Annotated in this window: 21 protein-coding genes; 19 read left to right on the top strand and 2 right to left on the bottom strand. The window is 66.9% G+C overall.

Annotated features, from left to right (window positions below; translation table 11 throughout):
* Nucleotides 1–98: 98 nt before the first annotated feature.
* The gene (locus QRN63_RS17665; RefSeq protein WP_285032057.1) at nucleotides 99–746 is read right to left on the bottom strand and encodes a pyridoxamine 5'-phosphate oxidase family protein; all 648 of its coding nucleotides are present in this window, start codon (nucleotides 744–746) and stop codon (nucleotides 99–101) included.
* Between the two features lie 78 nt (nucleotides 747–824).
* Here QRN63_RS17665 and QRN63_RS17660 point away from each other — a divergent pair, with 78 nt between their 5' ends.
* Together QRN63_RS17660 and QRN63_RS17655 are read left to right on the top strand one after the other, a co-directional pair.
* Complete coding sequence (locus QRN63_RS17660) at nucleotides 825–2,243, top strand: aminotransferase-like domain-containing protein (RefSeq protein ID WP_285032056.1); 1,419 nt, start codon at nucleotides 825–827, stop codon at nucleotides 2,241–2,243.
* A 209-nt stretch (nucleotides 2,244–2,452) separates the two neighbouring features.
* Nucleotides 2,453–3,895, top strand: coding sequence for a glycosyltransferase family 2 protein (locus tag QRN63_RS17655; RefSeq protein WP_285032055.1), 1,443 nt, complete (start codon nucleotides 2,453–2,455; stop codon nucleotides 3,893–3,895).
* Here the strand turns inward: QRN63_RS17655 and QRN63_RS17650 are convergent.
* Complete coding sequence (locus QRN63_RS17650) at nucleotides 3,849–4,631, bottom strand: glycosyltransferase family 2 protein (protein ID WP_285032054.1); 783 nt, start codon at nucleotides 4,629–4,631, stop codon at nucleotides 3,849–3,851. The genes QRN63_RS17655 and QRN63_RS17650 overlap by 47 nt on opposite strands.
* A 46-nt stretch (nucleotides 4,632–4,677) precedes the next feature.
* Between QRN63_RS17650 and QRN63_RS17645 the strand changes: the two genes are divergently transcribed.
* The 17 genes from QRN63_RS17645 (at nucleotide 4,678) to QRN63_RS17565 (ending at nucleotide 25,674) form a co-directional block, all read left to right on the top strand.
* Nucleotides 4,678–6,309, top strand: a complete 1,632-nt coding sequence (locus QRN63_RS17645; RefSeq protein WP_285032053.1) for an eCIS core domain-containing protein — start codon at nucleotides 4,678–4,680, stop codon at nucleotides 6,307–6,309.
* A 57-nt stretch (nucleotides 6,310–6,366) separates the two neighbouring features.
* Nucleotides 6,367–7,674, top strand: a complete 1,308-nt coding sequence (locus tag QRN63_RS17640; protein WP_285032052.1) for an eCIS core domain-containing protein — start codon at nucleotides 6,367–6,369, stop codon at nucleotides 7,672–7,674.
* Between the two features lie 129 nt (nucleotides 7,675–7,803).
* Complete coding sequence (locus tag QRN63_RS17635) at nucleotides 7,804–9,438, top strand: phage tail sheath family protein (RefSeq protein ID WP_285032051.1); 1,635 nt, start codon at nucleotides 7,804–7,806, stop codon at nucleotides 9,436–9,438.
* A gap of 11 nt (nucleotides 9,439–9,449) precedes the next feature.
* Nucleotides 9,450–9,971: a phage tail protein gene (locus QRN63_RS17630; protein WP_267315933.1), complete on the top strand. Its 522-nt coding sequence runs from the start codon at nucleotides 9,450–9,452 to the stop codon at nucleotides 9,969–9,971.
* A gap of 3 nt (nucleotides 9,972–9,974) precedes the next feature.
* On the top strand, nucleotides 9,975–10,748 hold the full coding sequence (locus QRN63_RS17625) for a hypothetical protein (protein WP_285032050.1): 774 nt from the start codon (nucleotides 9,975–9,977) through the stop codon (nucleotides 10,746–10,748).
* Entirely contained in the window at nucleotides 10,745–11,602 is an 858-nt protein-coding gene (locus QRN63_RS17620) for a hypothetical protein (protein WP_285032049.1), read from the top strand. The genes QRN63_RS17625 and QRN63_RS17620 overlap by 4 nt, the downstream gene beginning before the upstream one ends.
* 11 nt (nucleotides 11,603–11,613) lie before the next feature.
* Nucleotides 11,614–12,801 (top strand): Pvc16 family protein, encoded by a 1,188-nt coding sequence (locus QRN63_RS17615; protein ID WP_285032047.1) that lies wholly within the window; start codon nucleotides 11,614–11,616, stop codon nucleotides 12,799–12,801.
* Entirely contained in the window at nucleotides 12,798–14,822 is a 2,025-nt protein-coding gene (locus QRN63_RS17610; protein WP_285032045.1) for an AAA family ATPase, read from the top strand. Before QRN63_RS17615 ends, QRN63_RS17610 begins: the two co-directional genes overlap by 4 nt.
* Complete coding sequence (locus tag QRN63_RS17605) at nucleotides 14,819–15,088, top strand: hypothetical protein (RefSeq protein WP_285032043.1); 270 nt, start codon at nucleotides 14,819–14,821, stop codon at nucleotides 15,086–15,088. Before QRN63_RS17610 ends, QRN63_RS17605 begins: the two co-directional genes overlap by 4 nt.
* Nucleotides 15,085–15,819: a hypothetical protein gene (locus QRN63_RS17600; RefSeq protein ID WP_267315939.1), complete on the top strand. Its 735-nt coding sequence runs from the start codon at nucleotides 15,085–15,087 to the stop codon at nucleotides 15,817–15,819. Before QRN63_RS17605 ends, QRN63_RS17600 begins: the two co-directional genes overlap by 4 nt.
* A gap of 13 nt (nucleotides 15,820–15,832) precedes the next feature.
* Nucleotides 15,833–16,120, top strand: a complete 288-nt coding sequence (locus QRN63_RS17595) for a hypothetical protein (protein ID WP_267315940.1) — start codon at nucleotides 15,833–15,835, stop codon at nucleotides 16,118–16,120.
* Nucleotides 16,117–17,223 (top strand): contractile injection system protein, VgrG/Pvc8 family, encoded by a 1,107-nt coding sequence (locus tag QRN63_RS17590; protein ID WP_285032041.1) that lies wholly within the window; start codon nucleotides 16,117–16,119, stop codon nucleotides 17,221–17,223. The genes QRN63_RS17595 and QRN63_RS17590 overlap by 4 nt, the downstream gene beginning before the upstream one ends.
* Nucleotides 17,220–17,741: a phage baseplate assembly protein V gene (locus QRN63_RS17585; RefSeq protein ID WP_285032040.1), complete on the top strand. Its 522-nt coding sequence runs from the start codon at nucleotides 17,220–17,222 to the stop codon at nucleotides 17,739–17,741. The genes QRN63_RS17590 and QRN63_RS17585 overlap by 4 nt, the downstream gene beginning before the upstream one ends.
* Nucleotides 17,738–18,142 carry a GPW/gp25 family protein gene (locus QRN63_RS17580; RefSeq protein ID WP_267315943.1) on the top strand — a complete coding sequence of 135 codons (405 nt, stop codon included), beginning with the start codon at nucleotides 17,738–17,740 and terminating at the stop codon, nucleotides 18,140–18,142. The genes QRN63_RS17585 and QRN63_RS17580 overlap by 4 nt, the downstream gene beginning before the upstream one ends.
* Nucleotides 18,139–20,598, top strand: a complete 2,460-nt coding sequence (locus tag QRN63_RS17575) for a baseplate J/gp47 family protein (protein ID WP_285032039.1) — start codon at nucleotides 18,139–18,141, stop codon at nucleotides 20,596–20,598. The genes QRN63_RS17580 and QRN63_RS17575 overlap by 4 nt, the downstream gene beginning before the upstream one ends.
* Nucleotides 20,595–23,252, top strand: coding sequence for a baseplate J/gp47 family protein (locus QRN63_RS17570; RefSeq protein WP_285032037.1), 2,658 nt, complete (start codon nucleotides 20,595–20,597; stop codon nucleotides 23,250–23,252). Before QRN63_RS17575 ends, QRN63_RS17570 begins: the two co-directional genes overlap by 4 nt.
* Complete coding sequence (locus tag QRN63_RS17565) at nucleotides 23,245–25,674, top strand: hypothetical protein (RefSeq protein WP_285032035.1); 2,430 nt, start codon at nucleotides 23,245–23,247, stop codon at nucleotides 25,672–25,674. Before QRN63_RS17570 ends, QRN63_RS17565 begins: the two co-directional genes overlap by 8 nt.
* Nucleotides 25,675–25,709: the final 35 nt, after the last annotated feature.

Genomic DNA, 25,709 nt, shown 5'->3' with positions numbered 1-25,709 from the left:
CCTAGTGCACTCAACTTGTTGTCGGTGAGTCCAACCTGGGCAGTTCGCGATCTATTCCCGATTCGCCAAAAATGTCTATCCGGCTTCACCTGCGCTGGTCAGGCCCCTCCCACGGCAACCATCGCCCGCACCGAATCCGGCAATTCGGCCGTCGACCACTCCGCCCGCTGGGGCTCTCCGTACGTGACGGAGAACGGCACGATGCCCGCCCAGGCCTCGGTTTCCTCGTCCGGCTCAGCCACCGGTCCGCCGTTGACCTTGTACACCCAGTCGCCGTCGACGATCGGCAGGGAGATGACGTTGGTCGCCGCGATCTCCTTCGACAGCATCGCGCGCACCTCGGCGGTACGGCCGGGAATCAGCAGCTCACTGAAACGCTCGAGCAACGCCGCCCGATCCTCACGGCGCGCGGGTTCCACCTCGCCGTACAGCACCGCCGAGCGGTAGTGGACCGATGAGTCAAAAGTGCTGTGCGCCACCACAAGTGCATCCATGGACGTCACGCAGAAGGCGACCTGAGCTCCCGCACCCTTGGTACCCAGCGCGCCCGCGCCGGTCGAACCGTGGATGAGGATGCGGTCGCCGTGCCGGACGTACAGCGTTGGCACGGCAAGAGGCCGGACCTTGCCGTTCGGACGGGCCACGTCGCCGATGCTGAGCACGCCCCACCACTGCCCATCCAGAAACTCCTCGAGGGCAGCGCGTGCCGTGGACTGACGACCGTACTTGCGGGTGACCTTTTCCATGAGTCCAGATCACCATGATTGCGGCCTTATCAAAATGGCCAGAAATATGTAGTTTTAGCAGACCAGTATTCTGGCCTGGTGGCGCGGCACACTCGGGCGGTACATCTGCCTCTCGACACCACCAACCTCAGCGCGAGGGCGATCGCGAGCCAGTTGGTGGCGTTGATCGCCGCCGGGCAGGTCGGCGACGGCGACTGGCTGCCGTCGACCCGCGCACTCGCGCACGAGGTCGGCGCCTCCCGAACCATGGTCGCGGCCGCCTACGACGAATTGGTCGCGGCTGGATTTCTCGAAGGCGTGCCCGGAGCCGGAACCCGAACGACCGTCGGCGCCACTGCAGCGGCCCGCGCCGGACTGTCCAGCCGCACACCCCGCCTGGAGAAGACGAACGCTGCGCAGGCAGCGCATGCCGCGCCGCACCGAACCGATGCAGTCGATCTGCGCCCGGGCACCCCCGACACCGCGCTCATCGACATGCGGGCCTGGACCCGCGCGTGGCGGGCCGCGGCGTCGTACCGACCGACGACGCTCTCGCCGTGGGAGGTCACCGACGACACCTTCACCGCCGCCATGTCCCGCCACCTGCGCACCAATCGGGGTATCGACACCGACACGGTCTTCGACATTCCCGGATCGACCGCGGCCTTTCAGACACTGGCGGCCGTAAGTGGCCTCACTCGCTGTTATCTCGAGTCGCCGTGCTACCCCGCCGCGGCTCACGAATTCAGCCGCGCCGGGCTGGATCTGGTTTTCGTCCCCACCGACCACGACGGGTTGTGCGTCGACAGGCTCGGCGACGAGGCCGGCATCGTGTACACCACGCCGGCTCACCAATACCCGCTCGGGCACCGACTCTCGGTGAATCGGCGGGCAGAGCTCGTTGCGTGGGCCAAGCGGACCGGGTCGATCGTCATCGAGGACGACTACGACGGCGAATTCCGCTATGGCGTCGCACCATTGCCCGCCATCCGGTCGATTCCGGGCGCGGGAGAGCACGTCGCCTACGTCGGCACCGCGTCCAAGATGTTGGCGCCGAGCGTGGGCGCCGCGTGGTTGGTGCCGCCGCTGCCCCTGCGCGACGCGGTCCAGACCTACCTTCGCGACCACCGCATCGCGGTCTCCCCCATCACGCGCATCGCGCTCACCGAGCTGATCACCACCGGCGAACTGCAACGGCATCTGGCGCGGTCCAGCCGCGAATACCGTTGCCGCCGAGACATTCTCATCACTGAACTCCAGGAACGCTGTCCCGACCTCGAAGTGCTCGGTGTCCAGGCGGGGCTGCACGTCGCCATCGTGCTGCCTGCCGAATGCCCCGACCGCGACGTGGCCGACAAGCTTGCGGCCGGCGGCCTCATCGTCACGCCGCTGTCGACCTTTCCCCAGCAGCCCGGATCTGAGATCAACGGCATCGCAGTCAATTTCGCGCACATCAACCGCTCGAGCGCCCGGCGTTTCGCCGAATGCACTGCCGCGGCTCTCCAGTCGCGGGCCTAGCTGTCGCCTACATGACCGCACGTGCCGATCGGAAGCGTCAACTCGGTGCGTTGGGTTATCAGCTCCAGCATTTCGAACATGCCGCGGCCGGGAAGTCCGATACTGATCGGCTGGAGGCCGACCAGAAGTAGGCCTGCACGTGACGACATGGTGACGCCACTGACACGGCACCGGCCAACGCTTGACCCTATGGGCGACCGGCAAGCGCCATGAGGGTGCAGATCGACGGCGTCGAGTACGTGCGCGGCGATGAACTCACGCCAGGTGTGGATATCGCTGTTGCGATCACCACCCGCAACAGGCATCAGGTCCTGGCCCAAACGCTCAAGCAGATCGAGCTGGTGACACCGGACGCCGTACCGGTTTTCATCGTGGACGATGGGAGCGATCCACCGGTCGCCGACCAACTGTCCGACCGGCACAAGCACGGCTGGTTCAGGTTCGACAAGAACGTCGGCATTCCGCGGGCCAAGAACAAATGCATCGAGCTGTGCATGCAGACGACAGCCGACCACTTCTTCCTCCTGGATGACGACTGTTACCCGATTATCGAAAACTGGTGGACCCCATATATTTGCGGTACCGAACAGCACTACAGCTACATCTTCACGCATTGGGAGAGCGGCGGAGCCGTCGGCGACTGCGATGAGATTTACAACGACGGTCGCGTGCGCGCGTTCAGCCACTCGCGCGGCTGCGCGATGTATCTGACGCGGGCCGCGGTGGAAAAGGTCGGCGGATTCGACCCGGCCTTCGGACTCGGCATGGAGGAGCACCTGGAGTACAGCCGCCGCATCAACAACGCCGGCCTCACCACCTTTGCCTTCCAAGATGTCGTTGGTAGTGAGCATATTTGGTACTCGATCGACCGGGCCCGGGCAGGCACCGGGACCATTCCCCTCACCACGCGTGCGGAACTGTTGAAGCGCAATCGTCCGCTGGCCGAGGCACGCAAAGACAGTGCCGCTTACGTCGAGTACCGGGAGCTACCGAATCTTGTTGTGACGCAACTGCTCACCTCCGCGGTCGATCCCCAACGCGCTGTCAAGCTGCGGCCCGATCCCGAACTCGTCCGCCGATGGTCGCAGTCCATCGAAGGCGGTGATGCTGTCGTCCTGGTCGATGAGATGCCACCCGGCATCGAGCCGAGCCCGGCGATTGAATTCGTCCTCGCTGAGAAAGGCTGGACGAACCCGTATCTCCAGCGCTGGCTCGTATCGCTACGGTACCTGCGCGAAAACCCGGCGAACTGGGTGTGGCTCACCGACGGCACGGACGTGGAAATGCTGCGTCCGCCGTGGGATGAGATGGCCCCCGGCATGCTGTACGTCGGATACGAACCCGACTCGCTCGCCAATCCTTGGCTGACGCACCACCATCGGTACTACGCCGATTGGATTGCCGAGCACCGCAATCTACAGCTGCTCAACTGCGGCGTCGTCGGCGGCGACTACGTGACAGTCCTGGAATTCCTCCAAGACATGGTCCGTGAGCTGGCCCGCGCCTACTGCCAGATCGACTACGAGATGGGCAGCTTCAACTACCTTCTGTACCAATCGAAATGGGCTGACCGCGTCTGTACGGGCCCCACGGTCGTGACCCTGTTCAGGGCAAACGAGCGGAACAGCCACTCCTGGTGGAAGCACAAATGAGCGGCGCCGCTACGGCCCAGTCCGCCCAGTCCGATCCCATCACCGCGGCAACTTCCGCCACGCGCAGAGGATGCCACCAGGAGTCACGGACATCCTTCTGACACGTGTTACCCCCGTGTACACGTGCCACATAGAACGAAGAGTCATCCAGAACTCCAACGCTTTTGGTCTTGCCGTGCCACAGATAGCCGTTGTCTTCGGCATAGCTCGTGTCGGGGAACGGCGCCTGCGCCCAGAGTCGACGCCGGTAGCAGAACGTACCGCCGGCAACCCACGGTCGACGACCGCTCGGATACTTGTAAAGCCAGGCCCGGCCGCCATCCGGATCACTGAAGTACAGAGCACTCAGCCCGCACACATCGGTGTCCAGGCCGCCGAACATCTTGACCTGATAGGTGAGCCGCCACGGCGCCGACCAGTCGTCGTCATCCCAGTGCGCGATCAGCTCGCCAGTGGCGTGCTCACAAGCGATGTTCCGTTTGGCCCCGATGGTGTGGCGACCGGGAAGCTGGACATAGCGAATCATGGGGTCGTCAGGCACCAGGTCGGCCACGCAATCCGGACCATCATCGACGATGACCAGTTCGCGGTTGGGATAGCCCTGCTTCAGGAAATACCGGATGGCCCCGGGCACGAAGCGCCGCCGGTTGTAGGTCGGCATGATGCATGACACCAGCGGCTGGGCGTCCATGCCGCCAAGCGTCGGCCACCGGCGTGACGCGACCGTCACGGTCACGTCACTCAATGACGCTGTGGTGACGCTTCGGGCATAGAACAACACAATGGTGGCGACCCACGCGTCAATGGAGCGCGCGCCGAGCCAGCAGCAGAGCACCCGCCGCCCCGCTGTCGGCCCGCGCCCCGTTGCCCGCGGCGCTCCACTCCGGCCGTCCCAGGTACCGCTGCCCAACACCATTCAGTTCAAGCTGACGACCGCAGCCGTGAACGACCCACTGGAGTACGAGGCGGATCGTATTGCCGACCGGGTGATGCGCGTGCCCGCCGCGGACCCACCCATCGCGGCAGGGCCTCGGCAGATCAGCCGAACCTGCTCATCATGCGAAGAGAACTCGGACCACAAGTGCGAATCCTGCGCCGAAGAGCAGAAGCTTCAGATGATGCCCGTCAGTGCCGCCGAACCCGCCGATGAGGCGCCACCCATCGTGGAAGACGTTCTGCGCCAGCCGGGCCAGCCACTCGCCGCGGCAACACGTAGCTTCTTCGAACCGCGCTTCGGCGCCGATTTCTCCGGGGTGCGCGTACACACCGACCACGGTGCCGCGGAGTCAGCGCACGCTGTCGGCGCCCGCGCTTACACCGTCGGAGCGCATATCGTCTTTGCCACCAACAGTTTCGAACCGTCCACCCATAGCGGACAACGGCTCATGGCGCACGAGTTGGCCCACGTGGTACAGCAGCGGGGCGCCCGCGCACAGGCGGTCCAGCGCGAAGTCGATCGCCGCTGGATCAACGACGTCACCGCCGCCCGGTACCGCGGCAAGGTGATGACCGACCGTATCCACACCCACGGCCTGCTGTCCAAGGAGGCGCGCGCCAAGATCGTCAGCGAAATGGCCTACTTCCAAGGCGCCGCCCGCGACGCGTACGCGGACATCGTGCAACCAGTGCTGCGCAAGGTCGCTCCAGATTGGGACTTGCGTCCCAAGCCTGCCGCGCCTACACCGTCTGTCCCAGCCACGCCGCCGAAGAAGAACGACGAGCCGCCGCCCGTATGTAAGCCTCTGCCCCCCAGCGGTTCTGGCAAGAAGTGCAAGTTCTTCACCTACGACAGCACGTTGGGAGGCGCGCTGGGAACCCTTTGGAAGACCGCCGCGTTCGCCGATGCTGCGGCGCGGCCGGCGACGTACGTCATCCCGTCGGGCGACAGCATGGAAGAGCTGCTGGGCACCCTGCTCAGCACATACGCCGACAAGGATTGCGACTGCACCGACGAAATCCAGTTCTGGAGCCACGGAAGCCGAGGCAACGGCGCATGGATCTCCAGCACGAAAAAAGGTGGCACAGACGAGATCACGGCTGACAGCCTCAACATTCCGGGCATCGAGAAATACGGCGATGACCGCAGTCAGCCCGGCTACGAGGAATGGGAGAACAAACTCACTACCTTCCAGCGCCGGTTGATGCTGGTGCGCCGGACCATCTGCGACTCGGACTCGACCGTCTACTACCGCTCCTGTCAGGCCTTCCAAGGCGAGGAAGGCGAGAAGTTCGCCAAGGCCTCGTCGCAGTTCTGGCGTTGCGACGTTTCCGGCCATACCAAGAGCATCGGCCTCAGCCAGCCTGGTAAGCACACCCTGCCGGTCTGCCATGAACCCGACTGGCCGGTGAGTGAAGGCGCTGACGAGGAGAGCAAGAAGGACAAGGAGAAGCTGCGCGACGTCAAGCCGAAATGACGCCGTGGACCCTCCGTGCGTGACGAATCAGTGACGCACGTTTCGGAGAATCGCCCAATGGGCTCAGTCAAGGTGCCCGCGCATCTGGTACCGGCCATCGTGCGGTCGCCGCGCCCCCATGTCCGTCCACCCGCGACAGCCGATATCACGCCGAAGCCATCTGCACGCCCCAGTGTCATTCCCGCCGGCGTCTCCAACGATCCGTTCGAGCATGAAGCGGATCGGGTGGCTCAGCGCGTACTTCGTACCGGCAACGTCGTCAGCGCGGGCCGGCACGTGCGCAGGGCTTCCGCCTCGACAACGCCCATATCGAAAGTTGCGAACGACTACTCGCCTATCGTCGGAGAAGCGATCAAATCAGGCGGCCAACCCCTGGCCGCCGATACTCGGGCCTTCTTCGAGCCCCGCTTCGGAGCCGATTTCTCTGATGTTCGGTTGCATGCCGATACACGTGCCGCCCGGTCAGCCGATGCGATCGGCGCAGAGGCGTATACGGTCGGCAACCACATCGTGCTGGGTTCAGGCCATGCCCCATCCGACCCAGGCACCAGGCCTGTCCTGGCTCATGAATTGACTCATGTTGTGCAGCAGGGAGCTCCGACCGCCCGCGCCCCTTCTCCGGTCCAGCGGTTCACTACCCCGACGGTTCAACGCGCCATGAAAAAGGGATGCCTCGCCCCTAGCCTCGTTGTCGACGTCGCAACCGCATCGGCATTCGGCACGGTCGCCGAGACCTTGATCGAGGCTGACTACATAACTCAGACGGGCGGCATCCCGTTTGGCGATGTTTTCTTGGACAATCCGCTGGGACCCATGGCCTACATCGCGTTCCTTGCCGTCCACCACCCAAGCATCGACAAGACTCGGCTGGCACTTCAGGTCAGCTTGTCGGGCGGTGTCCTGGTACCAGACATCCTGGATACCCGGACATCCGAATTCTATGATGTGAAACCGGATTCGCCAGATGGTCGAATCGCAGGACGGGCGAAGCTGTCCGCGATCGACGCCTTCATGTCATTCAACAAACTGCCCTACGCTCGCGGCACGTCATACACCCCGACGCCATCGATACCGATCCCGCTCAGTTCGGCGGCACTCATGACCGCCCTGACGCTGATCGGTGGCGCCACAACCGCAGTTCCGGCGCTTGCGTGCGGACTTCCGATCGTCACCCTCGCGCCGAGACGCAGTGCGGCCGGCCTGCTGGTCTATGAGATCTGCGTGGAAGCCGATCTCGACTGCTATCTCAAGGTCTTGACCATCGAGGCCCTCATCGCCGCCGTCATCGTCGCCGCGATTGTGACACGAGGAGCCAGTATCCCAGCGACCGCGCGTGCGCTACCCATCCTGGCGCCGCTTCTCTGAGTGGGCGTGACGGCGCCGTGACGGCCCCGCAACGACTGCCACACGGTCAGGTGACAGCCACCTCCTACGTTGGGGCTCCTACGGCCCGAATCGGGCTGGCAGCAGAGGTCAGGCCCTTGAGGAGGCCAAATGCCAACCACACCAACCTATCCGGGCGTCTATATCCAAGAGCTCCCGAGCAGCTCGCACACCATCAGCCCGGCGCCTACATCCATCGCCGCCTTCGTTGGCTATACCCATCCACTGAAGACGCCGCAGTCCAGCGCCACTCCGACTCCTCCGGCGCCGGCCATCCAAGTGTTCAGCTTCGCCGACTATCAGAACCACTTCGGCGGGTTCTTCAACAGCCCATGGACCACCGACTACATGGGTCCGGCGATCTACCAGTTCTTCCTCAACGGCGGTGCCACCGCCTACGTAGTCGGGCTTACGGACCCCGACTACACCGCGGCGACGGTGACCATCGGGACGTCACCACCGGGTGCGAACGACATCACGCTGACGGCACGAGAGCCCGTCGGCACCGCGATGGGCTCACCGCCCGCCTTCAAGGGCATCTCCATGCAGCTGGCCATCAGCAACCTGCAGAAGACGACTGCTGACAATGACACCGCCGACATCGTCATCACCTACGGCAGTCACGTGGAGACGTACCGCAAGGTGGTCATCGGGGATATGGCGGCCCGCCTCGGCACCGTCGCCAAACCGGTTTCCGCCTTGGTGACCGTCGATACGCCGTTCAATCCGCCCAGCGCGTATCCGCTCTCGGGATCGCCTCCGGCTGCGCCCGCACCATTCGAATTCAGTTACGCCACAGCGATCGACCCGAAGTACAGCTCCGACGCCATCGTCAAGGTGTTCACCGACAACTTCCCGCTGGACAAGGTGCCGATCTTCAATCTGCTTGTGGTTCCAGGGGTTACCGACGCCGCGGTGCTCGCCGAGGGCGTCGCGTACTCGGAACGCAAGCGCGCGTTCTACATCATGGATTCGCCGGCCAACTGGGAAGTGGACATCCCGTCCACCGGCAATCCGCCCGCGGCACTGGCCTCGGACACCACGCCGAACAATCCAGTCGACGGCCTGTCCAACCAGAACGTGCCCACCAGCACCAACGCCGCTATCTACTATCCGTGGCTACAGACCTCCGATCCCATCACCAACGCCAAAATTGCCTCGCCACCAAGTGGTTTCGTCGCCGGTGTCTATGCGGCGGAGGACTCGGCGCGCGGCGTGTGGAAGTCGCCGGCCGGGCTGGAGACCACACTCAACGGCACCCTCGGCGTCGTCGAGACCGGAGTGATGACCGACAACCAGCAGGGCAATCTGAACGACAACGCGATCAACTGTCTGCGAGTGTTCCCGCCCCTGACCCCGGTGGTCTACGGCGCGCGAACCCTGGCCCACAACAACGTGTCTCAACGCGACCAGTGGGGCTACATCGCTGTCAGGCGGATGGCGCTGTTCTTGGAACAATCGCTGTACAACAACCTCACGTGGGCCGTGTTCGAGCCGAACGACACGCCGCTGTGGCATGCACTGACCCAGACCGTCAGCGCCTTCATGCTCAGCCTGTTCCGGCAGGGTGCCTTCGCCGGTACCAAACCGAGTGAGGCGTTCCTGGTCGTGTGTGACAGCACCACCACCACACAAACCGACATCAACAACGGCGTCGTCAATGTCCTCGTTGGCTTCGCTCCACTCAAGCCCGCGGAGTTCGTCATCGTGCAGATCGCTCAGCTCGCCGGGCAGGGCAGCAGCTAAGGAGAATCTCAATGACCGCACCGTCGAAACCCGTGTTCCCCGCCAACATCAGCCGCTACGACCCATACAAGACCTACCGCTTCCTGGTGTTCTTCGGCACCAGCACCATCCCGGTCGCCGCCATGTCGAAAGTGACCGGCCTGAAACGATCTTCGGATGTGATCGAGTACAAGGAAGCGGGTAACGCGGTCATCCTGAAAGGTCTGGGCCGGACCAAGTACGAGCCGGTGACCATGGAGCGGGGTGTCACGCAAGACCACGACTTCGAGACATGGGCCAACGCCGCGCAGGTCCTCGACCACGGCGCGGCCAGCACTTCTCTGGCCAACCTGCGTCGCGAGGTCACGATCACGCTCCTCAACGAAGAGGCGCAAGCTGTCCTGCGCTGGGTTCTGCACCGCTGCTGGGTATCCGAATACCAGGCCATCTCGGACCTGGACGCGGGCGCCAATGCTGTGGCGATCGAGCACATCAAGCTCGAGAACGAAGGCTGGGAGCGCGACCTCACCCTGACCGAACCAACCCAGAAGTAATCCATGCTCGCGCATGGCCCGGCGATCGAAGTGCGGGAACCGACCGGGCTGGACGAACTGCTGCTTCTCGAGACCCGACTCCCGCCGGCCGCCGCCCTGGCCGCACTCTGCGACCGGGTGGCGACCGTTCACGGTCACCCACTCGACTGGCAACAGGTGGCCGCAACGCAATTGGGTGCTGTCGCACTAGCCGTCCGGCGAGCCTGGATCGGTGACCGTGTGCTCAGCGAGGGATTCTGTCCTGCCCCCGGGTGCGGTGAGCGGGTTGACGTCAGCTTCAGCGGCCTGACCTACCTTGCCCACTACCGGCCGGGCCGGCCGCGCAACCTCCGGGTCGGCGACGACGGCTGGTTCCAGCTTGCCTCTGCCCCAGTGCGTTTCCGCATCCCGAGCGTGGCCGACCTGCTGGCAGCCGGAGCCAGTGGCGAACCGACTGCCACGCTGGCGGCCCGTTGTCTGGAACCGGCACAGCTGCCGACGCGGACGGCGCGGGCTGTCGACAGGGCGCTCGCGGTGCTGGCGCCCAGCTTGGAAGGTCTGATCGGCGGGCAGTGCCCGGCCTGCGGTACGGACGTCACGATGCGATTCGACCCGTTGACCTATACCGTGCTGGAGCTCAAGGACTCCTTCGCCGGAATCTACCGCGAGGCGCACGCTTTGGCGTCGGCGTACGGCTGGCCGGAGGAGACCATCCTGGGCCAGCCGCGCAGCCGTCGTCGTCGTTACGCCGAGTTGATCTTCGAGAGCCGGTCCGCACCGCGGAGGGCCGTCTGGTGAGGGCGGCCAAGACCGCGATACCGGCCTACCTGTCCCGGCTGACAGGGACGACGGCAGCCCGTAGCCCGCAACTACGCCCGCTGCGTCCGCTGTTCGGACCCACCGTCGGTGACCTGCTCGGCCCGGACCCGACCGGACCGGTCGGTGCGGCGGCCAGCTGGACGACCACGACTTCTTCTGGCGCCAAGCAGGATCCACCTCCGCTAACCCGGGCAGACCCGCCGAGCGAACCTGCCCGTCCGGTACCGACCAGCTCCCGGCGTGAGGTGAAGGTCGCCGGCTTTCCTGTTGCACAACCACTTTCACAACCACCCGCCCCAATCGCGGCGCCTCGGCCTCCGTATCCCGACGCCGTCAGGCCCAGCTCGGGGATCGACCCGGCTTCCCCGCCGCTGCGCCGTGCTCCCGCAGCCCCGGTGACCTCCCCAACCGTCGAGCGCGTCGTGGCACCCCACACGATGGACTCGGCACCGCAGGCTCGCCCACCGGCACCTTCAGCACTGCCGACGCAGGCGCCGCCATTGCCCACACAGCCCGACAAGCGTGCGCCGGCACCCGACGAGCGTCCCGAATCACGCTCTGATCCAGCAGAGTTCGACCCACCAGCCGCAGTAGCCCAGTTGGTGCCCGTGCGCTCAGAACCTGACCGACCTCAGTCGAGTGCTGCCACGGCTCCCACCGCACCGCAGGTCAGCATCGGCACCATCGAGGTCCTCGTCACCCCGCCCCCGCAAGCTCCGGTGCCGAACCTGCACCAGCCTGCGCACGCCGCGCTGCCCACCCATAGCGGACGGGCCGGCACCGACGTTGCCCGGCGTCAGGCCCGACGCTGGTTCGGCGCAGGCCAGAGCTGAGCCGGTGCACCATGTCCTTCGACCTCTCGGCCATCACCGACACACTGATCCAGCTCGTCAAGGACTCGTGGGGCAGCGCACCACTGTGGGCCGAACTGGAAGCCGGCAGCCCGCCGGGGCCGCCGACCCCGACGTTCACCCCGAACATCAGTGGGCTGGCACCCGACGTACTGGAGACCGAAGCCGGCGCGCAGCTGAGCCTGTTCCTGTACCACGTCGAGACCAACAACGCTGTGGAGTCGATGTTCTGGGCCCCGCAGGGTGCGTCCGGGACCGGCCAGCCGGTGCGGTTCCTGCCGTTCGCACTGAACCTGTACTACCTGATGTCAGCGTTCTCGGAAGACAACTATCACCAAGAGCAACAGGCCATGAGCGTGGCGCTGCGCATATTCCACGCCAACCCCATCATTCGAAACCCCACCGGTTCGCCGCCGTGGGAACTGACGCTCACCATGGAGCACCGCTCGTATGACGAGATGAGCCAGCTGTGGCAGGCCACCACCGCACCGCTGCGGATGTCGGTGGTCTACCGGGCCGCGGTGGTGTTCCTCGATCCCGACACCATGCCGTCCGGCGCCGCCCGGAACACCTCCATCAACGTCATCGTCGAGCAGAGCAGCGGCGGCCCGTCACTTGCCACCGAACTCTTCGGCACGTTCCGCCGGGCCAGCTACCAATCACCAAGCGGGCCAGTCTCGTTCACCCAGGCGCCGGCCACCGTCGCCGCGGGACAGCAGGTCTGGCTGGTGGGCGAGAATCTCACCGGCGAAACCATTTCGCTGATCTCCGAAGCCGCCGTCACCACCGACATCTCGGGTTGGGTCGTCGCCGCTGATTCGACCCCGACCCGCGTCGTGCTGCAGGTCCCCACTGGCGCTGCGACACCCGCGACCGGGCGCTACCAGGTGCAAATCGGCGATACCACAGCACCACTCGGCGTGGCCGCAGCCGTCGACGCGGTCGGCGGACCGGTCCTGCCGCACTCGGCCTCGGTCGGCATCAACGGTGCCGGCTTCGTGGCCGGTGCGACGGAGATCGTGGTGGGGGCGAACACGGTGCCGGCCAACCAGATCGTGGTCGGTGCGGGCGGCACGTCGCTCAGTTTCCCCACCCCGGCGGGGACTGCCGGGACGGTGGAACCGCTCATCGTCCGCGTTCAGGGCGTCGAATCCGACCCGGCGTTGTGGGTGACGCTATGACCTGTCCCACGGCGCTGGCCGAAGACACCCAGACCATCATCGAACCGCTGTGGCTCAAAGAGATTCGGTTGCGCGCGGCCCGGCGGGTGCGCTGGCTGCGGCACCTCTGGACCAGCCACCGCTACGAAGGCGAGCATCTGTTGGCGATCAGCCACAGCGAGGTCGACCGGGCCCTGCTGCCGTGGGGCGAATTGCGGGCCGCCGAACACGGGTTCTACCGCGACGACCCGCAGGCTGCGGAACTGTCCGAGGCCATCCACAGCCTGAACTCCGCACCACCGGACCCCCGCTGGGAACGTCTGACCACCACGCTGCAGCTGACCGCACCCGAGGCGCACCTGGCCGCGTTGGGCCTCGCCGCGGCAGTAGATCCCGCACTGCGCCGCGTGTTCGGATACCTGCTGGACCTCCAGGAGCCGGCGGGGCCGACCCCTGGCTTGGCGGCGCAACTGTTCGACCATCCGCCTTTCTGGTTCCCCGCCCCGGACTCAAACCTGGTCCGCTGGCACGTCGCTCGCCCGTTGGACGACGGCCGCGACCCCTACACGACGTCGACGAGCTGGGACGCCGACGCGCTGCTCTTGCCCGGACTGTTGACAGAGCCGCCTGCGGGCTGGGCCGGTGGCACCACCGGCCGGTGCATCGCTGCACCCCACCCGCCGCTGCTGCGCCCGGACGTCTGCGACGCCATCGTCGACTTCGCCGGAGCGCTCGCTGGCCGGCCCATCGAGATCGAGCTGGTAGGTCCGCCCGGATCCGGACGGACGTGCCTGGCGGCGACCGTGGCGTCCCGGCTCGGTCTGGGTTTGATCAGTGTCGATGCCCGCACACCGGCCGGCGCCGCGGATCCGTCGGCGCCCGCCGTCCGCGAGGTCCGTCGCGCCATCTTGGAGGGCTGCGCGGTGGAATGGCAGTATGCCGAGGCCCTGCCTGCCGCCGCCTTGGCTGCGCTGCCGCTCAGCCCACTGACGTTCCTGTCCACCGACGAGCCGTTGCCCTCGCCCTCGACGGCAATTCGGAGATCCTTTCGGCTGCAACCGATCACCCGGGTTGAACGAGTAGAACTGTGGTCGTCGCTGTCGGAGGAACCGGCACCGCCACCCATCACGGAATGGACCCTGCGCCCAGCCGAGGTCGCGGTCGCCAGCCAGGTGACGCCCGCAGGCGAGAACGCCGTGACGGACGTCTGTCGCCGGCTGTTACTCGCGGGGACACCGGAGCTGCTGACTCACCTGCCACTGCCGCACAGCTGGGACGATCTGGTGGTCTCCCGGCGCACCTACCTACACCTCCAGGAAGTTGACCAACAGGCCCGAAACCGCGGCGAGGTGCTCGACGAGTGGGGGTTGCGGCGTTTGACCTCAATGGGTTCCGGGCTCACCGCGCTGTTCGCCGGGCCGAGCGGAACCGGCAAGACCATGGCTGCCCAGGTGCTGGCGCGCTCGCTGGGGCTGGACCTGTACCGCGTTGATTTGGCCGGCATGGTCAGCAAGTACATCGGCGAGACCGAGAAACACCTCAAGGTCGTGTTCGACGCGTGCGAGCGCGCACCTGTCCTGCTGCTGTTCGACGAGGCCGATGCCCTGTTCGGCAAGCGCACCGAAGTCAAGGACGCCCACGACCGCTACGCGAACATCGAGGTCGACTACGTGCTGCAGCGCATGGAGGCGTTCAACGGCGTAGCAGTGCTGTCGACGAACCGTAAGGGCGATCTGGACTCGGCGTTCGTCCGGCGCATCGCCTTCATCGTCGACTTCGCCGCCCCTGACGCAGACGAGCGAGAACGGCTGTGGCGGTTGGCTCTTGAGGGCACGGAAGTGCTGGGCACGGTCGACTGGCGGGCACTGGCCCACGAGTTCGACCTGACCGGCGCCGGCATCAAATCGGCCGCCCTGGCCGCTGCGTTCCTGGCCCGCACCGACGCGTCGCCGATCGAGATGCGCCACATACTCGCCGCCACGCGTCGCGAACTGGAGAAGCAGGGCGAGATCATGCGCCCCGGACGGAGGGTGGCCTCATGACACAGCCCGCCGACCCCGGTACCAAGCTGACCGTCGACCGGCTTCGGCTGCGCGCCAACGGGCTCGACGAAGGCGCCGCCCGGCGGCTGGCCACGCTGGTGGGTCAGGGGCTGGCTCCGTCGCTGCAGCTGACCACCGGCAGCGCTGCCATCGACACCCTCCGGATAGAAGTGCCGGCGCAGCCCGGAGAGAACCCAGAAGCGTTGTCGCGCCGCATCATCGACGCCATCAGCAGGGCGCTGGCCAGCGAGGAGGTGGCCCCGTGAACGTGCTGCTCAAGGGCGCACTGGTCTCGTTCAGTCCGACGTTCCTGCCCATCCCGATACCCAATATCATTATCTTCCAATACAACCCGGAGACCATGACCCACACCTGGACCCAGCCGGAGGCCGCCCCAGCCGCCGCGTCGTCCGGAACCCAGGCCCCCAGCACCAACAACCCGCTGGCAGTACAGGGGATGCCCGGCGAGTCGTTCTCGTTCACCGTCGCCGTCGACGCCAACGACGAGATCGCCGATGGCAGTGCCCCCACCGCGGCCATCGCCGAAGTCAGCGGCGTGTACAGCCGCCTGGCCGCCATCGAGATGTTGCTGTACCCGACGGCGCCCAGCGGCGGAGGTCTGTTGGGTGCGGTGTCCGCCGCGGCGGCCAGCCTGACGAGCGATGCGTCATCAGGTCCGACCACCCAGGTGCCGGCCTCGACAATGCCTGTGGTGCTGTTCATCTGGGGTCCCGGACGCATCGTTCCGGTGCGGGTCACCGGCCTCACCATCAACGAAAAGCTCTACAACGGCACGCTCAGCCCCACGCACGCCGAAGCCCAACTCGCACTGCGCGTGCTGACCCCGACCGAACTCGCCTGGGCCGGCAAGAGCGAGGACCCGATGGCCACGCTGGCCAGTATGGCCTACACCTACACGCAGGCCCTGCGCGAGGCGCTGGCCTTGGCGAACTTGGCCAATGCCGCCGAATCGATCATCGGGATGATCCCCCACTAACGCCAGGAGAATCATGTTCGCCGCCGACAGCCGCTACGCCAGCGCCGCCACCTATACCGTCACCCTCCCGGGTGGCCGGGTGACCGCGGCCGTCAAGATCCCCAAGCCGCGCAGCGCGGCCCTCGCCGGCTACTACCCACGCCCGGACAGCGAGCGGCTCGATCTGGTGGCCACGCGATTCCTCAACGCCCCCAACGGGTTCTGGCGGTTGTGCGACGCCAACAACGTGCCGCTGGCCAGTGCCCTCGGTGCCCGCAATCTGATCGGCATCCCTGTCAACGCGCCGGGGTTGGCCACATGACCGTCACCGTTCAACTGGCGCTCAACAGCGTCCCGGTACCTGACACGTTCTACTCGGCGATCGAGAGCCTGGAGGTCGAGGAAAGCTGTGACGGCCCAGACCTGTTGGCGCTCCGGGTGCCCGTCAACCGCACCGCGGAGGGCGACCTGCAGTACGTGGGCGATGGCACGTTCGAGCCCTACACCGGCATCAGCATGACGGCCACTCAGTCAGATCAGACCGCCCAGTGCGTCTTCGACGGCTACGTGCTGTCCTGGCAGCTGCACCTGGACCGGACCACCACATCGTCGACGCTCGATGTGGCGGCGCAGGACGCGTCCTGGCTGATGAACATCGATGACACCGCCAAGGAGTGGCCCGGCCTCACCGACGGCCAGGTGGCCAACGAGATTTTCGATACCTACGGGTTCGCCCATGCTGACGGCAACACCGAAAATGATTCGCCGCCACACGATCCGGACGGCCACAGCCTGTTCCAGCGTGCGACCGATCTGCAGTTCCTGCAGGGTCTGGCCCGCCGCGCCGGCAAGATCTGCCGAGTCGCCTGCACCGACACCCCGGGCGAACGCACCGGCTACTTCGTCCGGCCATCGGTCGACGCGCAGCCCACCGCCACCATCTCCCTCGTCGACCCGGACAAGTGGACGGTCGACACGTTGGACTTCGACTGGGATGTGATGCGCCCCAGCCAGATTGACGCCAGCCAGGTCGACCTGACCCAAGCGTCCGACGAGGGCACCGAAGCCGATACCGCCACCAGCGGCTTGACCCCCCTGGCCGAACGCGATCTGTCCACCTACGCCGGCCGCTCGTCGACCCTGTTGCTGACCACGCCGGGCGACGTGACCGAATTGGCCCAGCGCGGCAGCGCGACACTGACCGAGTCCGGCTTCTTCACCCGCTGCACCGGCACGGCCGATGCAGACCGGCTCGGCGCGGTGTTGCGCGCCGGCGACGTGGTCACCATCGAAGGTGCCGGGGCAATCCACTCGGGCAACTGGCTGGTATGGACGGTGCGGCACAAGTTCTCACTCAACGCCCTCAAGATGCAGTTCACCTTGGTACGCAACGGGGTTGGCGCCGCGCCGGGGGGTGCACCGTGACCGCCGTCGACGACAAGGCGCTCGAGGACCTGCTCGAGCGATTGCGCGGGCGCTTCTACGGCAAGTACCGCGGCATAGTGGTCGACGTCGAACCGACGACCTGCCGCATCAAAGCCACGGTTCCCGCCGTTCTGGGCGCTGCCGTGACGGGCTGGTGCCTACCGTGTGTGCCCTACGCCGGCCCGAACGTCGGGATCGCCTTTCTGCCCGAGGTCGGCAGCGGGGTATGGATCGAATTCGAGGGCGGCGACGTGTCTTACCCGATCTGGGTGGGCGGCTACTGGCGGGAAGGCGAAGTTCCTGCCGACGTCGGTGCGGCCGTCAAGGTGATCGCCACCGTCGCACCCATCGAGTTGAAGTTGGACGACGACGCCGGCTCGCTGACCATGTCCGACCCGAACGGCAACACCGTCACGATGGACGGTTCAGGCATCACGCTGAGCCGCGGCGGCTGCACCGTGGTGGTCAGCGACGCCAGTGTCTCGGTCAATGATTCCGCTCTGGAGGTGCAGGCATGAGCGCCCCTCTGCTCCCGCCGCGGCAGGACTTCGCCTACCCGATCCGCGTCGACAGCAGCTCGCAGCACACCGCCCAGGCCGCCTACCTGGCGCACGTTCAGCAGATGGTGCGTCAACTGCTGCTCACGACACCCGGCGAACGGGTCGACCTGCCACACTTCGGTTGTGGACTAAGGGCTTTGGTGTTCGCCCCGATGTCCGACGCGTTGTCCGCAACGGTGCAACTGCGGGTCCTGCAGGCGGTCAACAAGTGGCTGGCGGGCATCGTCACGGCCGCCCAGGTGGCCGTGGTCACCAGCAACGACGACGCTTCCCTGGAACCGGGGACGCTGCGCGTCAGCCTCACCTACACCGTGGTGGAGACGCAGTCGGCGACCGCGACGACGGTGGTGCTGCCATGACAACCGGCGGCGAGAACGTGGACCGGCGCCAGCACCTGCTGGGCCTGCTGGACACGTGGAACGGAATCGATTACGTCGAGGTGGCCTCGCCGGACCAGACGACACTACGGGTGCACTTCCTCAACGAAGTGCCGGTCAGGTTGGGGGCCAACGGTTCACCGCCGTCGCCCACCAACCCGGCGGTCACCATCACCGGCGGTGAGGTGATCACCTCGGTGGCGGTGCTGCCGATCGATGAGACGACCGACTGGAGCGTCGACGAGCAGGCCCGCCCCGTGCTCACGGTCCGGGTGAATGCGCCTGGCGACTTCTCCACTTACCAGCTGACCGTCGACAGCGACGACCTGGACCCCTTCTTCACGAAGGTGCCGTTCTCGTTCAAAGCCAACTGTCCCAGCGACTTCGACTGCCAGCCGCCCGTGACCCACTGTCCGCCCGCGGACACGCTGGACGTGCCGATCGACTACCTGGCGAAAGACTTCAGCAGCTTTGTGCAGGCGCTGTCGGAGTTCTCGACGCTGCGCTACCCGGCCTGGCTCGAGCGCTGCGAAGCCGACGTCGGCATGGTGGTCATGGAGCTGCTGGCGGCCATCGGCGACGAGCTGAGCTACTTCCAGGACCGCATCGCGGGTGAATCGACACTGGGGACGGCGACGCAGCCGCGGTCATTGCTGCACGCGGCCCGGCTCGTCGACTACGAACCTGCCCCTGCCACAACGGCTTCGGTGCTGCTTCAAGTCGACGTCGCCCCGGCCACCACCGCGATCACCACGCCAGTGCACTGCCAAGCCACCAGCGCGGAGGGCGGGCTGATCGACTTCGAGGTCGGGCACGGCCTGGCGGACCCGGTCACCGGCGAGCAGGAGGCCATCAACTACCAGGTGAGCCCGACGTGGAACCGGTACCTGCCCAACGGCACTGCCAACCTGCAGCCGTACTGGTGGGACGAATCGCAGAAATGCCTGCCGGCCGGGTCCACCTTCTTCGACATCGTCGGCCAGGGTTTCGGGTTCGTCCCCGGCCAGCAGCTGGTGATCGACACCGCCGGGCCGACCAGCGCCGATCCCCCGGTCCGCGAAATCGTCACCGTTGCAAAGGATCCCCGCGAGCTGTCCGACCCCGTCTTCAACGTCGGTCTCACCCGGGTCTGGCCGACGGCGCCCACCACCCAGAACCACGACCTGACCCGCACCATCTATGCCGGCAACCTGGTGCCGGCCACCCAGGGCCTGCGCACCACAGAGACATTTACCATCCCCGCAGCCGCTGCCACACCCCAGACCGCGCTCGTGCGCCTCGGCGCCAACTGGACACCCGAAGACCCGACACCCGACTATTTCCACAGTCTGCGCAACGGCCCGCTGGCCTGGATTGCCGGCACCGGATCCGACGCCGATACCGCTCTACCCGCCGCACCGGAAATCGTTGTCACCCAACAGGACAATACCTGGACATGGGTGCGCTGGCTGCTCGACGCCGACGCGGGGGCCCACGCGTTCACATTGAGCCCCGAACAGTACTCACCGGTGCTGACCGCGGCCCGGTACGACGTCCCGACCCGGGCCACGTCGCGGCGCACCTGGTTCGACTACGACGGCGGCAACGGCACCACCATCCGCTTCGGCAACGGCACGTTCGGCACCCTGCCGACGCCCGGACAGACGTTCGAGGCGCTGTACCGGGTGGGCGGCGGGACCATCGGCAACGTGGCGGCCGACGCGATCACCATCGTGGTGTCCGGGCCCGTCGCCGGCGGTGTGCTCAGCTGCACCAACCCCTTCCCGGCCGCGGGCGGCACCGATGCCGAGACCCCGCAGCAGATTCGGGACCGGGCCCCGCAGGCGTTCGCGGCCAACCCGCTGCGCGTCGTGCGCCCCGCCGACTATGTGACCGCCGCCGAGTCGCTGTCCTGGGTGCAGCAGGCCGGTTCGACGTTCCGCTGGACGGGCAGCTGGCTCACGGTGATGAATGCCGCCGACCCGATCGACACCGAACAGCCGACACCCGACGAGGTCGGCGAGCTCACCGATCTGCTCAACCGGCGGCGGCTGGCCGGCTACGAGAGCTATGTCTTTGCCCCACGCTATGTTTCGGCCGACTTGCGGATCACGTTGTGCGCGAAGCCGGATTACTTCGCCGCCGACGTCGAGACCGCCGTGCTCGCCGCGCTGCGTCCCGGTAAGCAACCCGGCGGCACGGTCGGGTTCTTCGACCACAGCCGCTGGGGCTTCGGCGCGCCACTTGAATCTTCGGCTCTGCTGACGGCCGTGCAGGACTGCGTCGGCGTCGCCGGGGTGAGCCAGGTGCAATTCCGCCAGCGCGGCGTGCAGACCACCTGGGCGGCGCTGCCGGACACACTGACTGTCGGCGCCGATCAGATCCTGCGCATCGACGACGACCCGAGCCGGCCGGAAGCCGGGTCGCTCAAGGTAATTGTGAAGGGGGGCAAAGCATGACCAGCCCATCACCCTGCCCGTGCAGCAACCCCCAGGACCCGCAGGTGGTCAGCAACCAACCGGGGCTGGCAGCGATCAGCGACCGGGTCGATGATTTCACCGGCTTCCGCCGCGCGCTGCTGCGCCCGCTGACCGGGGAGCGTGCCTTGGGCCCGTGGCGGCCGGCCGTCGGTGATCTCGGCTTGCAGTATCTGGAATGGTGGGCCTACATCGGCGACGTGCTGACGTTCTACAACGAACGCATCGCGAACGAATCCTACTTGCGTACCGCACAATTCCCGGAGAGCATCGCGGGCCTGGTGGCACTGCTCGGTTATGTCCCCGCCCCCGGGCTGGCGGCCACCGGCGTGGTCGGTGCGGTCCGTACCACCAAGCATCCGGCCGAACCCGTGATCATCCCCAACGGGATGCAACTGTCCAGCACCCCGACCCCCGGGGTACCGCCCCAGACCTTCGAAGCTGCCGCGGCCCGTTTCCCCGGGCCATCCGATGTCGCTGCCGCCCTGCTCCACAACCGCCTGCTGGATGTGCGCACCAACGACTCCGGCCAGGACGTCGGGCCGGCGTCGGTATTGCTGGCCGGGAAGGTCAGTGGCGTGAAAGCCGGCGACGACCTGTTGCTGGTCGAAAAGGGTTGGGCCGGACGCAATGACAACTGGGCGGCCGTCACTGTCGCCTCGGTGGACCCGGAGACCGACCCCGACAGCGGGGCCGTCAACACCCGGGTCGCGTTCACCTCCGCCGCGATCTGGGGCACCGTGAAGGAGTCGTCATTCGTCGGAATCGACCCGGGAATCCTCGGCCAGGTGGTGCTGTCGCCCTCCGCGTCAGGCTCGTCGAAGTTTCAAATCCTCTCGAACACTTCACTTTTCGATATGTCCAACGTATGGAAGCAGGGCCTGCTGCAAACGGCCCCGGGGTTGTCGGGGCTACGGGGGGCGTTAGGGTCGTTGGGTTCGATCGGCACAGTTCAGCCGTCGGGACCATCGGCCCCGACCGGACCCCGGCTGACCCACAGCTACCGCCTGATCAAGTCCACGGCCGATGCGTCGCTGTGGAACCTGACCAGCACGGACCCGGCGCCGGTCAAGAACACCACCAATCCGGTGGTCGTGAGCCTGTCAGCGACGGTCCGATCGATCCGGCCAGGCGACCTGGTGTTCTTCGACGGTGGAACCGCCGCCTCATCGGTGCTGGGCCATGTCACAGGCACCAGCGACAAGATGGGCAAGACCGACTTTCCCGGAAAGACAGACACTTCCATCGTCGTCCCGTACACCAGGCTCACTGTCCGGACATCCGACCCGGCGACCCTGGGCGGTTACACAACCTCTTCCCCGGTGACCGTGCGGCACGCCTTCCGCGACGTCGGATCCGTGCTGCCCAACCCGCCGGCGCCACTGTCGGCCCTGCCCGTTGCGGTGAAGGTGCACGGCGGCTTCTCCCTGCGGCCCGGGGTGTCGCAGGCGCTGCTGGAAGACGCCAACGGCGCTGGGACCCTCGTGCAGGTGGCGCCGAACCCGACGTCCGACGGCTCCACGCAGCTGGTGCTGACCGGTCTGCCGCCGGCGCAGGAGACCTTCGACCCGCCGCTGCAGCTGCCGCTGCGACTGCTGTTCGACGTGGTGTCGGTGTCCCGTGGCACCACGGTCAACAACGAAGTACTCGGCAGCGGCAACGCGGCGGTGGTGAATCAGCGGTTCACGTTGAAGAAGTCCCCGCTGACCTACCTGGCCAACGGCGCCGGGTGGACGGCGGCCCTCTCGGTCTACGTCGACGGGATCAAATGGACAGAAGTACCCACGCTGTACCGCCAGGCTCACAACGCTCAGGTCTACGTCGTGGAGCGGGCACCCGATCAGAGCGCCACCGTCCGCTTCGGCGACGGGCTGAACGGGTCACGGCTGCCGTCCGGTAGCGGCAACGTCGTGGCCACCTACCGGTACGGATCGGGCGCGGCCAGCCCGCCGGCCGGCCGACTGACCACCATGCTGTCGCGCCAACCCAACCTGGCGGCCGTCCACAACCCGGTGCCGGTGAACGGCGGTAAGGACCCGCAGTCGCCGGCCAACGTCAAGACCGACGCACCGGCCAGTGTGTTCACGTTCGGCCGGGCGATCTCGGCCGTCGACTACGAAGTGGTCGCCGCCCAGGCAGCGGGCGTCTCCCGGGTCAAGGCCTACTGGACATTCGACGCTGCCGCACAACGCACGCTGGTCAAGATCTACGTCAACGACGACGCCGGCGGAGTGACCAGCGCCAGCCGAGCACTTGCCGGTTCCGATGACCCCAACCGCCCGGTGGCCGTCGCCGCAGCCACCCAGATCGAGGTGTCTATATCGGCCCGGTTGGTGGTGTCCGCCGACCGCATCGTCGACGACGTCGTGGCCGCGGCCACCGCGGCCTTCGCCGACCCGGACACCGGCGCCTTCAGCCCCGCCGCCATGGGCATCGGCCAGTGGCTGTACCGCAGTCACGTCGACGCGGCGCTGAGCGTGCCCGGCGTCGTCGCCGTCCATCAGCTGCGGGTGACCTGGCACCGGCCGGCGCTGAACCAGCTCAGCATCCTCGACGAAATGGCCGACCCCGGGGAAGGTTCCTTCTTTTCGCTGCCCGCAACCAACCTGACGTTGAGCGGAGTGCCCGATGCCTGACTTCGACGACGGCTACGCCGACTACTACGCCCAACGCCTCTGGGCGCTGCTGCCCGAGGTGTACCGCACCGACGACACCGACGCCTCGGGCGCGGCCGGGCCACTGCAGGAACTGCTGAACCGGGTGGGTGCCCAGGCTGCGGTGGTACGGCGCAGCCTCGACCGGCTGTGGGCCGACCAGTCGATCGAGACGTGTGACGACTGGGTGATTCCGTACATCGGGGATCTGTTGGGCACCAACCTGATCAATGGACTGGATGCCCGCGGCCAGCGCCTCGATGTCGCCAAGACCATCTACTATCGGCGCCGCAAAGGCACGCTCGCGGTGCTCGAAGAGCTGGCGCACGACGTGACGGGGTGGCCGACGCAGCTGGTCGAGTCCTTCCGGCGCCTGAGCCGCACCCGCCACGGCCTGGACCCCATGGTCGGAGCGGCCGCGTTCCCCAATCTCGCCGACACGCAGGTAACCGCGCTGCTGCAAAAGGAAGGCCTGGTGGGCACGCTGACCGGCACCCCGGCCGGCGGGCTGGCCGACCTGCGCAACGTCCACGGCGCGACCCTCACCGACTCGGCCTTCGACGAATTCTGCCATTCCGTCGACGTACGCAGGGGCCGAGGGGCTTTGGGCCACTTCGGAATTCCGAAGCTGTTGGTGTTCCTGTGGCGGCTGACGTCGTTCCCGATCACCGCCGGTACCCCGGTCGCTGTTGCCGGCTGCCCGGGCCAGTTCGTCTTCGATCCGACGGGCCGGGAGATTCCGCTGTTCCTCCCGCAGCCCGCGCACCCCGGCGACTACGCCGACAACTGGACGGCATCGACCGAGGCGCAGGTACCCGGGCCGATCACCTCCGGCTTGGAACGGGGCGCCCCGTTCGGCTACACCGTCACGGGCGCTGACATCGACACGGTGTGGCCGGAACTGGGGCGCTTCAAGGTGTCCCCCGCCAACCCGGGGCCGCTCACCGTCGGCTATCAGTACGCCTTCTCGGCGGCCGCGGGCACGCTGTACGTCGGCGCCGGCCCCTACGACCGGCTGTCCATCGATGACCCGCCCGCGCAGACCGGCCCGGTCACCACGGTCAGCGGCGGCACCGGGCTCGCGGCCGCGCTGGGCGCGCTGGCGTCCACTTCGACTCTGGTCGTCGACGACTCGCTGACCTACGCCGATGTCCTGCCGGATCTGGGCACCAGCACGCCGATCACCGCCGTGCTGGTGCAGGCCTCGAACGAGCAACGCCCAGTACTGCGGCCGGCCGCAGTCGATCCGCCGGAGTGGGTCTTCACCGGCAGCGCCGGTGCCCAACTGACCCTCGACGGCCTGCTGATCAGCGGCTGCGACGTCGTGCTGCGGGGCACGTTCGACACCGTCCGGATCACCGCCTGCACCCTGGACCCGGGGACGCTGAACCGCGGGGAGCCGACGTCGCCACCGGCTGCCACCCCACTGGCGTCGGCGGTCGACGGTGCACTGCTGCGGCCGACGACCATCTGGATCGAACGGGGCGCCGGCGACGGCGCCATTCGGCAGCTGGTGATCGACCACAGCATCGTCGGCCCGATCCGCACCCGCTACGGCGGCGCCGTAGAGGCCCTGACCATCACCGACAGCATCATCCAGGCCATCCCCACCACGGTCGGCCCGCAGTACTCGCCGGCCGACGTCTACGATCCCGCACTGCTCGCCGCCAGTTACCGGGCCACCGACCCGCTGGCGCAGAAACTGTTGGGCGCCTTGCCAACTGCAGCACAGTCGGCGCTGGACGCCTACACCGCGCCGGACCCCGTACCGCAGGCCGTCGTCGACGGCCTGAACGCTCTGGTCGCGGGCGCGTCGCAGTGGGACGCCGTCAGCTTCGCCGCCGTGCCGCTCGATCCGGACCTGAAAGCGCTTGTGGCGCAGCCGCCGTCGCCCACGGTGACACCGGACGTCAACCGGGGTCTGCTCGACGCCGCGTTCCCCGGCGCGCTCGGACCGGCCGCCGTCGCGGTCAGCGACGCCACGGTGACGCTCACGCGGGTCACGGTGTTGGGCCGGATCGCGGTGCACCGCCTCTACGCCAGCGACAGCGTCATCACCGGCTTCGCCGACGTCGATGACACCCAGAACGGCTGCGTCCGGTTCAGCGCGTACGTCGGCGGCAGCCGGGTGCCGCGGCAGTACGAGTCGCTGACGACCGGCACGCACGCGTCGCTGTTCACGTCCACCGACTACGGCGACCCGGGCTACGCCCAACTGCTCGAGGCCGTCGACCAGGCGGTCACCGGCGGAACCGGCTCGAGCATTTCCGCCGGCTCGGACCGTGGCTCCGAGATGGGCGCGTTCTGCGCGTGTCTGGCGCCGATCAGAGAACACGGCCTACTGACCAAATACGCCGAATACATGCCGCTCGGCCTGACACCGGTGGTCATCCATGTCACGTAAACGCAGCCCGAATCCGGGCGAAGGAGGGCAACTCT

The sequence above is a fragment of the Mycolicibacterium sp. lyk4-40-TYG-92 genome, assembly GCF_030209435.1.
Lineage (GTDB): Bacteria > Actinomycetota > Actinomycetes > Mycobacteriales > Mycobacteriaceae > Mycobacterium.
The sequence above is the reverse complement of the archived record's forward strand: the minus strand, read 5'-3'. Positions and strand labels throughout refer to the sequence as shown.